This window comes from Polaribacter gochangensis (assembly GCF_046224025.1).
GTDB classification, from domain to species: domain Bacteria; phylum Bacteroidota; class Bacteroidia; order Flavobacteriales; family Flavobacteriaceae; genus Polaribacter; species Polaribacter gochangensis.
On the sequence record NZ_JBJXRF010000002.1, the window covers coordinates 796904 to 812502 of the forward strand.

14 protein-coding genes are annotated in these 15599 nt (G+C 31.6%); 10 read left to right on the forward strand and 4 right to left on the reverse strand.

Annotation, left to right across the window (positions count from 1 at the left end):
• Positions 1-151: 151 nt before the first annotated feature.
• Entirely contained in the window at positions 152-817 is a 666-nt protein-coding gene (locus tag ACEWL1_RS08910) for a uracil-DNA glycosylase (protein ID WP_409232949.1), read from the reverse strand.
• 100 nt (positions 818-917) lie between these two features.
• Between ACEWL1_RS08910 and ACEWL1_RS08915 the strand changes: the two genes are divergently transcribed.
• From ACEWL1_RS08915 to ACEWL1_RS08925, 3 genes are all read left to right on the forward strand, one after another.
• A complete protein-coding gene (locus ACEWL1_RS08915; RefSeq protein ID WP_409232950.1) occupies positions 918-3149 on the forward strand; it encodes an endonuclease MutS2 in 2232 nt (743 codons plus the stop codon).
• Between the two features lie 54 nt (positions 3150-3203).
• Positions 3204-4709 (forward strand): sodium/proline symporter, encoded by a 1506-nt coding sequence (locus ACEWL1_RS08920; RefSeq protein WP_409232951.1) that lies wholly within the window; start codon positions 3204-3206, stop codon positions 4707-4709.
• A 106-nt stretch (positions 4710-4815) separates the two neighbouring features.
• Positions 4816-5262 carry a KTSC domain-containing protein gene (locus ACEWL1_RS08925; protein ID WP_409232952.1) on the forward strand — a complete coding sequence of 149 codons (447 nt, stop codon included), beginning with the start codon at positions 4816-4818 and terminating at the stop codon, positions 5260-5262.
• A 43-nt stretch (positions 5263-5305) separates the two neighbouring features.
• Here the strand turns inward: ACEWL1_RS08925 and ACEWL1_RS08930 are convergent, their stop codons facing one another.
• Together ACEWL1_RS08930 and ACEWL1_RS08935 are read right to left on the reverse strand one after the other, a co-directional pair.
• Entirely contained in the window at positions 5306-5530 is a 225-nt protein-coding gene (locus tag ACEWL1_RS08930) for a hypothetical protein (RefSeq protein ID WP_409232953.1), read from the reverse strand.
• Between the two features lie 130 nt (positions 5531-5660).
• Positions 5661-7040, reverse strand: coding sequence for an MATE family efflux transporter (locus ACEWL1_RS08935; RefSeq protein ID WP_409232954.1), 1380 nt, complete (start codon positions 7038-7040; stop codon positions 5661-5663).
• Positions 7041-7160: 120 nt separating this feature from the next.
• On the opposite strand from ACEWL1_RS08935, the gene tpx reads away from it, so the two are divergent.
• The 6 genes from tpx to ribB are packed head-to-tail and all read left to right on the forward strand — an operon-like array spanning position 7161 to position 13786.
• On the forward strand, positions 7161-7658 hold the full coding sequence (gene tpx / locus ACEWL1_RS08940) for a thiol peroxidase (RefSeq protein WP_409232955.1): 498 nt from the start codon (positions 7161-7163) through the stop codon (positions 7656-7658).
• Positions 7659-7660: 2 nt separating this feature from the next.
• A complete protein-coding gene (locus ACEWL1_RS08945; RefSeq protein ID WP_409232956.1) occupies positions 7661-8041 on the forward strand; it encodes a diacylglycerol kinase family protein in 381 nt (126 codons plus the stop codon).
• Between the two features lie 42 nt (positions 8042-8083).
• The gene (locus tag ACEWL1_RS08950; RefSeq protein ID WP_409232957.1) at positions 8084-10516 is read left to right on the forward strand and encodes an FtsK/SpoIIIE family DNA translocase; all 2433 of its coding nucleotides are present in this window, start codon (positions 8084-8086) and stop codon (positions 10514-10516) included.
• A gap of 10 nt (positions 10517-10526) precedes the next feature.
• Entirely contained in the window at positions 10527-11186 is a 660-nt protein-coding gene (locus ACEWL1_RS08955) for a LolA family protein (protein WP_409232958.1), read from the forward strand.
• A 24-nt stretch (positions 11187-11210) separates the two neighbouring features.
• Complete coding sequence (locus ACEWL1_RS08960; RefSeq protein ID WP_409232959.1) at positions 11211-12641, forward strand: LptF/LptG family permease; 1431 nt, start codon at positions 11211-11213, stop codon at positions 12639-12641.
• The gene (ribB, locus tag ACEWL1_RS08965) at positions 12641-13786 is read left to right on the forward strand and encodes a 3,4-dihydroxy-2-butanone-4-phosphate synthase (protein ID WP_409232960.1); all 1146 of its coding nucleotides are present in this window, start codon (positions 12641-12643) and stop codon (positions 13784-13786) included. The genes ACEWL1_RS08960 and ribB overlap by 1 nt, the downstream gene beginning before the upstream one ends.
• A 186-nt stretch (positions 13787-13972) precedes the next feature.
• Here the strand turns inward: ribB and pepE are convergent, their stop codons facing one another.
• Positions 13973-14674 carry a dipeptidase PepE gene (pepE, locus tag ACEWL1_RS08970; RefSeq protein WP_409232961.1) on the reverse strand — a complete coding sequence of 234 codons (702 nt, stop codon included), beginning with the start codon at positions 14672-14674 and terminating at the stop codon, positions 13973-13975.
• A 136-nt stretch (positions 14675-14810) separates the two neighbouring features.
• Here pepE and ACEWL1_RS08975 point away from each other — a divergent pair, with 136 nt between their 5' ends.
• Entirely contained in the window at positions 14811-15593 is a 783-nt protein-coding gene (locus ACEWL1_RS08975) for a carboxypeptidase-like regulatory domain-containing protein (RefSeq protein WP_409232962.1), read from the forward strand.
• Positions 15594-15599 lie beyond the last annotated feature (6 nt).

A 15599-nucleotide genomic window follows, 5' to 3' on the forward strand; every position in this document is an offset into this window, starting at 1 on the left:
TAGACATTTAGGGGATGTCTATAATTCAAATATACATCACTTTATTCTAAAATCTATTAACATATGTTAATAAGTTTATATTATTTTTATTCGTTAGGCACAAAATATCGAGATTATCTGGTGTTCTTCAACAAATAATTGGCAAAATAAATTACCAATCAATTTTTGATTCTCCTAGCTTATTTAAGATTTCATTTGTTGTAGAAAAGTGTTTGTTACCAAACCAGTAACCACGATTTGCGCTTAATGGCGACGGATGTCCTGTTGTTAATATATGATGTTTTATTGCATCAATTTTCTTTCCTTTTTTGTGTGCAAATCCGCCCCAAAGTAAAAAAACAACATTTTCTTTTTCTTCGGATATTTTTGAAATTACAGCATCTGTAAATGTTTCCCAACCTTGTTTTTGATGACTTCCTGCTTCGTGTGCTCTAACTGTTAACGTTGCATTTAACAATAAAACTCCTTGTGTTGCCCAACGAGATAAATCTCCTGAAACCGGAATTGGAATTTGTAAATCTGCTTCTAATTCTTTAAAAATATTTTGTAATGAAGGTGGATGTTTTATTCCATCATGAACAGAAAAACACAAACCATTTGCTTGTCCGATTCCATGATATGGATCCTGTCCAATTATCACCAGTTTTAAAGCATCAAAGGAGCACGCATTAAAAGCCGCAAAAATGTCTTTTTTATCCGGAAAACAAGCCGAATTTTGATATTCTGATTTTACAAAATCGATTAAATTTTTAAAATAATGTTTCTCAAATTCTGATTGTAAAATATTTTTCCAAGAATCCGATATATTTAGATGCATACTTTCTTATTTTTGCTATCGCTGTTTGTACATTTAATTAAATGTCATCTAGAGCAGAGTCGAGAGATCTGTATTCTAAGATTCCTCTATTTCAGTCGGAATGACAGCGAAAATCAAAGATACTAGTTTGGCTAAGAATATTTCAGAAAAAACATTGCAAGATTTAGAGTTCCCTACAGTTTTAGAACATGTAGCAGAATATTGTATTTCTGAATTAGGAAAATCCGAAGTTCTAAACATCAAACCAATTGAAGATGTAGAATTATTGCAGCAAGAATTAAATTTGGTAAACGAATATTTATCTTCATTTATTAGTGAGAATAAAATTCCGAATCATGGATTTGAAGATATTTCTAAAGAAATATTTACACTAAATATTGAGAATAGTTTTTTAGAAGCAAGTGCTTTTTTAAAAATTGCCACTGTTTCTGAAACGGTAAACGAATTGCTAAAATTCTTTACAAAATTCGAAACTTATTTTCCTACCATACAACGTATTAGTCAAGAAATTGAATATACGCCAGCAATTATAAGCGCAATCAATAAGATTATTACTTCTTACGGAGAAGTTGCCAATACTGCATCGCCACAATTAAAAGAAATTAGAAAAGAGATTGCTAAAATTCGCGGTAAAATTGGCGAAAGTTTTACAAGAGATTTAAGCAAATATGCTGCTGCTGGCTTTTTAGATGATATTAGAGAATCTGTTGTTGATAATCATAGAGTTTTAGCAGTGTTAGCAATGCACAGACGCAAAGTAAAAGGAAACTTTTTAGGGTCTTCTAAATCTGGTAACATCGTTTATATTGCGCCACAAGCTACTTTAAATTACGATAGAGAGTTACAAAATTTAACTTACGAAGAAAAACAAGAAGTTACCAAAATACTTAAAGAATTAGCGGCAGAAATTAAACCTTTTGTGCCGTTATTACATTTGTATTTACAGTATTTAACACATTTAGATATTATTGCTGCAAAAGCAAAATATGGCAAAAGTTTAGATGCAATTTTACCAAAAATAACCTCTGAAAAGAAAATCGATTTTAAAAAAGCATATCATCCAATTCTTTGGAAAAAGAATCAAGAAAAAAAGATTGAAACCGTTCCGCAGTCCATTATTTTAAATGAAAAACAGCAAATAATTGTTATTTCTGGACCAAATGCTGGCGGAAAAAGCATCACGCTAAAAACCATTGGTTTGTTGCAAGTAATGTTGCAAAGTGGTTTGTTAATTCCGGTTGATGAACGCAGCGAAACCTATATTTTCAATACAATTCTCACCGATATTGGCGATAATCAATCCATAGAAAATCAACTAAGCACCTATAGTTATCGCCTAAAAAACATGCGTTATTTTTTACGGAAATGTAATAAAAACACGTTGTTTTTAATTGATGAGTTTGGTACAGGTTCTGATCCTGAATTAGGTGGCGCTTTGGCAGAAATTTTCTTGGAAGAATTTTACAGTAAAAAAGCATTCGGAATTATTACCACACATTATTCTAATTTAAAAGTGTTGGCAAACGAATTAGAAAATGTTACCAACGCAAATATGCAGTTTAACGAACGTACTTTAGAACCTTTGTATAAATTGTTTGTTGGACAAGCAGGAAGCTCTTTTACCTTTGAGGTTGCTCAAAAAAATGGTATTCCGTTTAGTTTAATCAACCAAGCAAAAAAACGAGTTGAGACAGAGAAAATCCGATTAGATAAAACCATTTCTAAACTACAAAAAGAGCGTAATCGCTTGCAAAAAAATTCTGACAACTTAGAAAAACAAGTTTCTAAAGGAAAAGAACATGTTGAGAGTTTACAAGAAAAAGAACAAAAAGTGCAAGATAAACTAGCTGATTTTCAAGAGTTGTACGATAGCAATCAAAAAATGCTAACCATTGGTAGAAAAGTAAACGAGTTGTTAAATCATTACTTACAAACCAACAATAAAAAGCAATTCAATGCCGAGTTGCAAAAATGGATTGCTGCTGAGAAAACAAAATACTTAAAGAAAAATCCAGCGAAACCCAAGACCAAAACAGAAAAGAAAACTGCAAAAGTAGTGGCACAAAAAAAGCAAGAAACCATTAAAAAAGTCGAAAAAGAAGTCTTGCAAAAAGTAGTTGAAGTCCGAAAAGAAAAGAAAATTGAGGCTACAAAAATTGCCAAAGAAAAAGCGGCTTATGTCTTTAAAGTTAACGACCGAGTTCGTTTGGTTGATGGAAATGCTGTTGGCACAGTTGATAAAATTGAAAAAAACAACATCTTTATCAATTATGGAATTTTTACTACCAAAGCAAAAGTGGAGCAATTAGAATTAGTAGAGAAAGCGAAGTAATCTACCTTCTATTGGAAAAAGAGTACCTTCAACGAGTTAATTAAAAAAAACTCAATGGTTACAAAACTTATCATCTTAGCAATTTACGTTTCAATTTTATTTTTTATCGGAATTTTAGCTTCTCGGAGAGTCAAAAGCATGAGCGATTATTATGTAGGCGGAAAAAAAATGGGCTTTTGGGCGGTTGCTTTTTCTGCAAGAGCAACAGGAGAATCTGGTTGGCTATTAATCGGTTTAACAGGAATGGGCGCAATGGCAGGTTATTCTGGTTATTGGGTTGTACTAGGAGAATTACTCGGTGTTTTTATTTCTTGGCAGTTTATGGCAAAACGCTTTAAAATAAGATCCGATAAGTTTAAAGCAATTACAATTCCAGATTATTTACAAAGTCATTTTAAATCATCCACAAATACATTACGAATAATTTCAGCTTCGGTATTGGTTGTTTTTGTTGTTATTTATGTGGCTTCACAAATGGATGTAACCGGAATTGCTTTCGAATCGATGCTTGATATTGATTATCGAATTGGTGCACTTATTGGTTTTTGTATTGTTCTAATTTATATTTTTGTTGGTGGATTCGTTGCTGCTGTTTGGTCAGATATGTTTCAAGGAATTTTAATGTTCTTCGGATTGGTTTTATTGCCAATTGTTGTTTGGTTTTCTATGGATCACGGAGCAGGAATTACAGTTGGATTGAACGCAATTGATCCAACATTAACACAAATAATGGGAAGAAGCGACGATTGGTTAATGAACCTTTTTACCATTCTTGGGTTTTCAATGATAGGATTAGGTTTCTTAGGATCTCCACAGGTCTATGTTCGTTTTATGTCAATTGATAGCGTAAAAGAAATAGACAAAGGAAAATGGATTGCACTACTTTTTACCTTGTTGACAGATGCTGCGGCTGTAACCATTGGAATATTAGCTCGAATTTATTTTACCTCTGAAGGTCAAGATCCAGAAGCAATATTAGGAAACGGTGGTGAAGATGTGTTAAGCATGATTACAAACGAATTTTTACCAACAATTCTCGTTGCCATTTTTATAGCAATTGTACTTTCCGCAATTATGTCAACAATAGATTCTTTGTTGATTCTTGCTTCAAGTGCGATTACACGTGATTTTTATCAAAAAATATTTAGACCAGACTTAAAAGATGAAGACTTAACAAAGTTTTCGAGAATGGTTACTGTTGCTATGGCGTTAGTTGCACTTGGAATTGCAATTCTCTTATACAATTTGTATCCTGATAGACAGATTTTTTGGATCATGATTTTTGGTTGGTCTGGAATTGCAGCTACTTTTTGTCCTGTAATTATTCTCTCTCTTTTCTGGAAAGGCTATTCAGAAAAAGGAGCAATTGCATCAATGATAACTGGATTTTTATCAGTAATACTATTCAAGTTTGTGATTTCAAATCTTGAAAGTGTTGGTGCGTATTTTGTAGAATTAGATGTGCTGGCACCTTCTTTTGCGTTGGCTATGATTGTTGGATATGTCGTTTCTAAAATATATCCGCCTAAAAACAATCCTAAAGAAGAAATACCTACTTAAAAATCATTATTTTATCTTAAAAAATGAGTAGGTAAAAAAGGCAGAATAATTCGCTTTTAATCCATTAAATGTGAGTACTTTTGCACTCCAATTTGAAAACACAAGAATGAAACGTATCAGCCAATATAAAAAGTTATTTAATGTTGAAGGAGCTATCGATTTAAAAGAGCTAAAAACCACCTACAGAAGTTTGGTAAAACAATGGCATCCTGATAAATTTTTAGAAGAAGACAAAAAAGAAATTGCAGAAATAGAAAGTACTAAAATTATTGATGGGTATCATTTTTTAGTGAGCATTGCTCCAGAAACGAAAGCAGCAAATTTAGAAGATTACAAAACTACAATTACAGAATTTCAAGTAGCAGATTGGCATCATAAAAGCATGTTGTTAGAAGTAACTTTTACAGATGGAAATACTTACGAATACTTTGGTGTGAGTCGTATTCTTTTTGGGAAATTTGTAAATGCAAAATCTATGAATAACTTCGGAAAAAGAAATATTTTCAATTCTTTTATTTACAGAAAATCAAAGAAAGCAGCTGTAATGGCTTAAACATTTAATTTGGTGGACTTTCTTAAAAGTCCACCAAATTAAATTACTCAAATTGCTTCATTTCAGTATCGTAAAATTCGCCAGCTTTATCCATTAAATCTGCCAATTCTGTAGCAATATCTTCTTCATTTTCTCCAGACAAATCTTCAAACCATTCTACATCATCGTCTTTTAAGTTGATTAAAAAACGAGGATATTCTGTGTGTAATACAAAAATATCATCCGGAAAATTGCTGTTGTCTGCTAATAAAAATTTTGGTAAATCCATGTTTTCTTTTTTTCTTTTATGTTGTACTGTCGGTTCGAGTGATTTTCTGTCAATTCGAGCGGAGTCGAGAACAAGAAAATTGTATCGATAACTACGAACCTAAAACCTCTCGATTGCGCTCGAAGAGGCACTAATTTTCTTTCTCTCTAATGAGTTTTAAAGTTAAATAATTAAAACGAATATATAATAAAACGGCTGCGGTTGATAATCCTGCTAATAAACCGAGCCAAATTCCGAAACTTCCTAATTGCTCTTCTTTTCCGAAATAAAAACTCACCGGAAACCCAATCAACCAATACGAAATAAAGGTAATAATTGTAGGAATCTTTACATCTTGTAAACCACGTAAAGCACCTAAAACCACCACTTGAATTCCGTCTGAAATTTGAAAAATTGCCGCAGCAATTAATAATTGCGATGCAATAGAAACAACTTCCATATTGTCAACAAAATTAGCTGGATCATCAAAATCTACATAAATTCTTGGTAAATATTGATGGAATAAAAAGAAGATGATTGCAAAGAGAACTGATAATAATATTGCCATTAAAAAGATAGAAAATGCGATTCTTCTTAGTTCTTTATAATTGTGTAACCCTTTTTGATTTCCAACTCTAATCATCGATGCAACACTTAATCCCATGGCAACCATAAAGGTCATAGAAGATAAGTTTAAAGCTATTTGATTTGCAGCTTGCGGATTCTTCCCCAACAAACCACTCAACCAAATTGCTGCTGTAAAAATTGCTACTTCAAAAAACATTTGCATGGCACTTGGCGTTCCCAAACTAATTAGTTTTTTAATCATTAATTTGTCTAACACGAAGAATTTAATGTTGGTTACCAAACGTTTTGAACGTTCTTTATGCGCCAACAACCACCATAAATAAACAACCATTACAACACGAGAAAGTAAGGTTCCGTAGGCTGCTCCAACCATTCCCATTTCTGGAAAACCAAACTTTCCAAAAATCAACAAATAGTTTAATACAACATTTAAAATATTGGCAATTAAAGTAGCATACATTGGATATTTTGTCATTGACATTCCGTCACTAAATTGTTTTAAAGCCTGAAAAATAACTAACGGAATTAACGAAAAAGCAACTAAATCTAAATACGGAATTGCCAACTCAACCACTTCTGTTGGTTGTTTCATCAAATACATTAATGGCTTTGCAAAGAACACCAATAAGAACAAAGCAACACCTAATGCAGAACATAAAAATAAGCCGTGTTTAAAAGTAGATTTTGCTTTGTCAAAATTATTTGCCGAGTCTGCTTCTGCAATCAAAGGTGTAATTGCAGTAGAAAAACCAATTCCTAAAGACATCGCAATAAACATAAAGCTGTTTCCTAAAGAAACCGCTGCTAATTCGGCCGTTCCTAATTGCCCAACCATTATATTATCTACAAAACTTACAAAAGTGTGCCCCAACATTCCTAACATTACAGGCGCTGCAAGTTTCCAATTGTATTTAAATTCTGATGTGTATAATGATAAATTCACGCTAGGAAAATAGTTTTCAAGCTGCGAAGATATTCATAATTTTAGCAATTATTTACAAATTCTCAAGACAATTTATTCGCTAAAAAAATGTATTTTTGAAGATTCAAAAATCAATTTATTATGACTTTAATTACCTTAAAAGGAAATAAAATAAACACCATCGGAGATTTACCAAAAGCAGGAACCAAAGCTCCAAATTTTAGTTTAACAACAGTAGATTTAGCTACTAAAAACTTGTCAGATTTTTCTGGCAAAAAAGTAATTTTAAATATTTTTCCGAGTATAGATACAGGAACCTGTGCTGCATCTGTTAGAGAATTCAATAAAAAAGCAGCTAGTTTAGAAAACACGGTTGTTGCTTGTATTTCTAGAGACTTACCATTTGCACAAGCACGTTTCTGTGGTGCAGAAGGCATCGAAAATGTAATAATGTTATCAGATTTTGCAACTGGAAAATTCGGAAAAGACTATCAATTAGAACTAACTGACGGTCCTTTAGCGAACTTACACTCTAGAGCAATTGTTATTGTTAATGAAAGCGGAAATGTAGTGTATACAGAACAAGTTCCAGAAATTGTTGACGAACCTAATTATGAAGCAGCATTAAAAGCACTTTAAAAATGAAAAATCCAAACGATGGTTTTTTTAAAGGAAGGCTACGAAGTATGAAGTTTGCCTTAAAAGGAATGTGGTTATTATTAACTACTGAAGATAGTATTAAAGCACAATTTTCTCTTGGAGTTATTTCATGTGTTATTGGTTTTTATTTTGATATTTCTGCAACAGAATGGATGTTACAATTAATTGTAGTCGCTTTAGTTTTAGTTGCAGAAGCATGTAATACTGCAGTAGAAAAAATGGCTGATTTTGTGCACCCAGAGTTTCATAAAAAAATAGGTTTTATTAAAGATATTGCTGCCGGAGCGCCCAGTTTTGCAGCCATATTTGCGCTAATAGTTGTCGGAATTATATACGTTCCTAAAATACTAGAGTTATTCTAAGCAAATACTTATATTTACACTTTTACAATCTACAGATAATTAATGGCTAAAAAAGCAAAAACAACAAAGCAAAAAACAGCGAGAAAACCTAGGTTTCAAAAAACAAAAGCGTTTTTTAACAATAGACAAACTCACACTGTTTTTGGATTGTTTTTAGCATTGTTTGCGCTCTTTTTAATCATTGCTTTTTTCTCATTTTTCTTTTCTTGGCAAGCAGACCAAAGTACACTAAATCAATTTGCTGATAAAACGGTTGAAACAAAAAACCTTTTAGGTAAAGTTGGTGCTAACTTAAGTCACTTTTTTATTTATGACGGATTCGGAATTGCAGCGTTTATCATTCCGATATTACTTTTTGTAAGTGGTTTGTATTGGTTGTTTAAAATGCCTTTTAGAAGAGTTGTTAAAACTTGGAATATAGGTTTACTAATTATGCTTTGGTTTTCAATTACCTTAGGATTTGTTTCAGATAAATTTGTTGTTTTAGCCGGAATCATCGGTGTAGAAATCAACGAATATTTACAAACATTTCTAGGGAAAACTGGATTGATAATTGTGTTAGGTTTTTTATTCTTAACCTATATCGTTATCCGTTTTAAAGTAACTCCAGAAAGTGTTTTATCTAAATTTAGATCAAAGAAGAAAGAAAAAACAGAAGAAGATACCATTAACAAACCGATTGAAGAACCTGTTATTGAAAACGAGTTTGAATTAGAAAACACAATCGAAAAGAAATCTGAATTCGAAAAATCTGTAACCAATTTACAACCTACAATTAGTCGTTTTTCTGATGTAAACACCTCAAATGATAAAGAAGAAAATGACGATCGTTTATTGGATGTAGTTCTGCAAAACGAACCCAAGGAAGAAGAAAAAGTTACAGAAAAAGAAGTTCAAATTGATATTGATAAAATTGAAGAAGAAGAACATTCTACTGAAAATTTATCAGAAAAATTAGTCAAAGATTTTGGAGAATTTGATCCAACGTTAGAGCTAGGAAATTATAAATTCCCAACATTTAACTTATTAAAACAATACAACGAAAGCATTTCTATTGATCCAGAAGAATTGGAGGCAAATAAAAATAGAATTTTAGAAACGCTAAAAAATTATAAAATCGGAATTGCAAAAATTAAAGCAACCGTTGGACCAACAATTACGTTGTATGAAATTGTTCCGGAAGCAGGTGTTCGTATTTCAAAAATTAAAAATTTAGAAGACGATATTGCCTTGTCTTTATCGGCATTAGGAATTCGTATCATCGCCCCTATTCCAGGAAAAGGAACTATCGGAATTGAGGTTCCCAATAAAAAAGCAACCATTGTTTCGATGCATTCTGTTATTTCTTCCAAGAAATTTCAAGAATCTCCAATGGAATTACCAATTGCTTTAGGTAAAACAATTTCTAACGAAACCTTTGTCATTGATTTAGCAAAAATGCCGCACTTATTAATGGCTGGAGCAACAGGACAAGGAAAATCTGTTGGATTAAATGCTGTTTTAACATCATTATTATACAAGAAACATCCTGCGGAAGTAAAGTTTGTTTTGGTGGATCCGAAGAAAGTAGAATTAACGTTATTTAATAAAATTGAACGTCATTATTTAGCGAAATTACCAGACAGTGAAGAAGCAATTATTACCGATACCACGAAAGTAATTAATACATTAAATTCTTTGTGTATAGAAATGGACAATCGGTACGACTTGCTTAAAACAGCCATGGTTCGTAACATAAAAGAATACAATGTAAAGTTTAAAGCACGTAAATTAAATCCGAATGAAGGACATCAATTTTTGCCGTACATTGTTTTGGTAATTGATGAATTTGCTGATTTAATAATGACTGCTGGTAAAGAAGTAGAAACACCAATTGCTCGTTTAGCACAATTAGCACGTGCCATCGGAATTCATTTAATTGTGGCAACTCAACGTCCGTCTGTAAACGTAATTACAGGAATTATCAAAGCAAATTTCCCAGCAAGAATTGCGTTTAGAGTAACCTCAAAAATTGATTCTAGAACTATTTTAGATGCTGGTGGTGCAGATCAATTAATTGGTCGTGGAGATTTATTATACACCGCAGGAAACGAAATAAACAGAATTCAGTGTGCCTTTGTCGACACTCCAGAAGTTGAAAAAATTACGGACTTTATTGGTTCTCAAAGAGCATATCCAGAAGCGCATTTATTACCAGAATATGTTGGCGAAGAAGCTGGCACAGCTCTTGATGTAGACATTGCAGACAGAGATAAATTATTTAGAGATGCCGCAGAAATAATTGTTACCGCACAACAAGGTTCTGCATCATTATTACAGCGAAAATTAAAATTAGGATACAATAGAGCTGGTAGATTGATTGACCAACTAGAAGCTGCAGGAATTGTTGGCGGATTTGAAGGCAGTAAAGCTAGACAAGTTTTAGTGCCAGATTTAGTTGCTTTAGATCAATTATTAGCAAACGAACAAAATTAGAATTCAATTTATGAAAAACATAACAATATATTTCTTTTTACTTTTTACAGGAATTGCAACAAGCAATTTTGCTCAAGATGATGCTGCAAAAAAATTGTTAGATAACGTTTCTAGCACCATGACTTCTTATACAAATATGGAAATTGCTTTTACATCGAGTTTAAGCAATGAAGCAGCCGGAATTAAAGAAGGTGATGAACCACCAATGAAAGGAAACATCTTTTTAGAAGGAGAAAAATACAATTTAAATTACATTGGAAATAGCTTTATTTTTGACGGTAAAAAACTATATGTAATTAATCATGATGAAAAAGAAATTGCTATAAATGATGGCGATTTTGGTGATGAAGACGGATTCATTTATCCATCAAAACTACTAACTTTTTATGAAGATGGTTACACGTTTAAATTAGGAAAAAAAGCAACGATTAAAGGAAAAGAAATTCAGTTTGTAGTATTAACTCCAATTGATAGCGATTCTGATATTATTAAAGTTGAATTAGGAATTGAATTAAGTACAAAACATATTTACAAGTTAATTCAGACTGGAGCAAACTCCTCTAAAACTACGTTTACAATTACTTCGTTAAAAAGCAATCAAAACTTACCAAAAAACACTTTTGTTTTTGATAAAAACAGTTATTTAAAAAAGAATTATAGTATTGATTAATACTATTTGTGCGATGAACTTTTTATGAAAATACTAGACAAATACATTTTAAAAAGTTTTCTGAAGCCATTTGTGGCTACTTTTTTAATTGTACTATTTGTTTTAGTAATGCAAGCATTATGGTTGGCTTTTGAAGATATTGCTGGCAAAGGGATTGATCTTATTTTTATTTTAAAATTTCTTTTTTATACCGCATTAATTGTGACTCCACAAGCATTGCCAATTGGCGTTTTGCTTTCCTCTATAATGGCGTTGGGTAATTTCTCTGAAAATTACGAATTCGCAGCTACTAAATCTGCCGGAATCTCTTTGCAACGCTTAATAAGGCCTTTAATTTTCTTGACAATTATTTTGAGTTTTGTCAATTTTTTGTTTTTAAATAATGTGTATCCATATGCAATGTTTAAACAAAAAAACTTGTATATAAATATCAAAAAACAGAAGCCTGCTTTGGCTTTAATTGCTGGGGGATTCAATACAGAAATACCTGGTTATCATATTAAATTTGATGAAAAATATGGAGAAGAAGACAACCTGTTGAAAAAAGTAATGATTTATGATTTGTCTGAAAAAAAATGGAATAAAAAAATCATTACAGCAGAAAGAGGAAAAATCATCAATAAAGAAGGAAGTAAATACATGACATTGGTTTTGTATGATGGGCAGTTTTTTGAAGAACATCTAAGTGTAAAAACAGAGAAAAACATGCCACTCTCAACTGCAAGTTTTAAAGAATACTCTATCATTATAGACCTTTCTTCCTTTTCTACAGACATTTCTGATAAAGAGGACTTAAAGAGTTATCACATGTTAAGTTTAACTCAATTAAAAGATACATTACCACATTTTAATACAGATTTTAGAGAATATGTAAAAGGAAGAGCTAATAATTTATATCTAAATACTGATGCCAAAAAATTAGTTCCGTATACAAAAGACGCTATTGTTTCTTTAGATTCAGAAGTTTTAAATAATTTTGATGAGAGAACACAATTGCGATTGGTGAATTCATCAATTGCAAAAAACAAAACCGCATTAGATATTATAAAAAATAAAAAAGGCTCTTTTAAATTTAAAAGAAAACTACTAAATCTCTATGAAACAGAATATTACAATAGAGTCGCCTTTTCTTTATCCTGTTTAATTCTCTTCTTTATCGGCGCACCTTTAGGTTCTATCATTAGAAAAGGTGGTTTTGGTTTACCAATGATATTGGCAATTTCTATTTATGTATTGTACTTTTTTACCAATACTTTTGGAAGAAATTTAGCAAGAGAAAGTTCTTTAACTACACTTTTGGGGTCATGGGTCTCTGCACTATTAATGATACCAATTGCTATTTTATTAACAAGAAGAGCTACAAAAGATATGGGAATCTTTAATATTGATGTATTTTTGCAGCCAATTACAGCATTTTTTAAAAAAATAATGTCCAAAAAAGACAACAAGATATAATGGAGCAAACTAACCTAACCGACAGCATACAATTAGATTCAATTGCAGAAGCTATTGAAGACATCCGTAACGGAAAAGTAATTATTGTTGTTGATGATGAAGACAGAGAAAATGAAGGAGATTTTGTTGCTGCTGCAGATAAAGTAACTCCAGAGATGATTAATTTTATGGCTACTCATGGCCGAGGATTAATTTGTGCACCAATTACAGAACAACGCAGTAAAGAGTTGCAATTGGGAATGATGGTAAACAACAACACCGATCCGATGGAAACTGCTTTTACCGTTTCTGTAGATTTAAAAGGAAAAGGTGTAACAACAGGAATTTCTGCAAAAGACAGAGCACTAACTATAAAAGCGATTATCAATCCAACTACAAAACCATTTGACTTAGCAAGACCAGGACATATTTTTCCTTTAAAAGCAAAAGAAGGCGGCGTCTTACGTAGAACCGGACATACAGAAGCTGCAATTGATTTTGCACGTTTAGCGGGTTCTGAACCAGCAGGAGTTATTGTAGAAATAATGAATGAAGATGGTACGATGGCGCGCTTACCACAATTAATGAAAGTCGCTAAAAAGTTCGATTTAAAAATTGTTTCTATTGAAGATTTGGTTGCATATAGAATGGAACACGATTCTTTAATTGAAAAGAAAGAAGATTTTGATCTTGAAACTCGTTTTGGAAAATTTAGAGTTAGAGCATATCAGCAAACAAATAACGGTCAAGTACATTTAGCATTAACACAAGGTTCTTGGAAAGAAAATGAACCTGTAATTACAAGAGTAAATTCTACGTTAGTAAACAACGATATTTTAGGAACGTTAACCAACAATGCAGATAAGAAGTTAGACAATATGTTTAAAACGATAACTGACGCTGGTAAAGGAGCCATTTTATTTATCAATCAGCAAAATCAATCTCAAAATTTATTACATCGTTTAGAGATTTTAAAAGAATCGCAATCTAGAGGAGAAATGAAAGCGCCACAAATAAAAATGGATAGCAAAGATTTTGGAATTGGTGCGCAAATCTTACATGATTTAAACATTCATAAAATCAGATTGGTTTCTAATACAACACAAGAAAAACGGGTTGGTATGATTGGTTATGGTTTAGAAATTGTTGATTACGTGAAATATTAGGAATTAGGAATTAGGAATTAGGAATTAGGAAAAACTATTAAACTCAAGTTACTGCAACAAAAATAAACTTTATTTCTAAAAACCTTTGTACCTCTGTAACTTTGCAACTCTGAGCCTCTGAGCCTCTGAACCTTTGCAACTTTCAAACTTTCTAACTTTCTAACTTTGATGCTTTCCAGCATTTAACTACAAAACCACTTCGCTCCCACTTTCTAACTCAAATGGTTTTTCGTTTTGTTTAAAAACTCTTGCAGATAATTTCCCTTTCAGTAAAATAGAATTTCCATCAACTTCTAACCAACTTCCTTCTCGCAATCCAATTACAGATGTTGTATTATATACATGAAATTCTTTAATTCGAGTTGCTCTAGTTTCGCCCATGTGCGTCGAGCCCTCAACAGGATCTAAATAATGCGCATTGATATTAAACGGAATAAACTCTAACGTTTTAAAACTTGGCGGATACACAATTGGCATATCATTGGTATTCATCATATTTACGCCACAAATATTGCTTCCTGCACTTGTTCCTAAATACGGCGTTCCGTTTTCTACAACTTCTTTTAAAACGTCAAAAATATCTTGTTTGTAAAGTTGATTTACCAATTCAAATGTATTTCCTCCGCCAGTAAAAATGGCTTCCGCATTTAAAATTGCTTCCTTCGGATTTTTAAACTCATGAATTCCTTTTACATTGATACCAATAGTACTAAAAGCAGCTTTTGCTTTTGCCGTATAATCGTCATATGAAATTCCGCTTGGTCTTGCATACGGAAGAAACAGCAAAGTTTTAACATTTTTAAAATGAGCAGAAAGTGTAGGCAATATGTATTCTAAATATCCGCTACCATGAATGGTTGATGTACTGGCAATAATGAGTTTTTTCATATTTCAAAAATAATGAAACTAAAGTTATTGCATCAAAAAACAGGCAAGAACTTTAGATATTAAACAATTCTCTTTAACAAAAATTTACGAGTGCTTTAATAGAGTTTTAAGAATGATGTCGGTTTTCTTTGTGACAATGAAAAAACGAACTTTACTTATTTTCTTAATTGCAATTTCTAACTTGATGCTTTCTCAAGAAAAAGAATCAATTGAAATTTATGGAAGTATTTCTTTGGATTCAATTCCACTAGAAAATGTGCATGTGATTAATAAAAATACTTCTATTGGCGTAATTACAAATACCAAAGGCGAGTTTAAAATTTTGGTTTCTAAAACCGACACGCTTTTTATTTCTCATATAAATATTGACAATAAAGAAATTAGTATTTCGGAAGAAATATATACATCTAAAAAAATTGTGTTAAATATAGAAGCTTCATCTTATGCTTTAGATGAAGTGTTTCTAAAAAAAAGAAGAAGTATTTTTTATGTTGATCCGCAAATAATGCCAGCATATATGGTAAATGCAACATCGTTAAAATTACCATTTGCAAATACTTTTGCTAAAAAAAATGAGCGTGTTACAAAACTTACGTTAACAAGTGCTTCGGTAGATTTAGAAAATTTGATTCACTTTTTTAACGGAAATACAAAAAGGGCAAAACAATTAAAAGAAATAAAACTAGCGGATTCTAATTTATTAAGAATTAGAGAAAGATTATCAGATTTCTTTTTTGAAAAACAACTTGGCATACAAAAATCTTATATCAATCAATTTTTAAATTTTTGTGCTTCAAAAAATATTATATCGCATTATAAAAAAGGAGATCTTCTTAAACTAACAGAAATTCTAATTAGAGAAAGTAAACTATTTCCTCTTAAAAAATTAAATGAAGAAACCTTACTAACCAAAAATTAATTACTT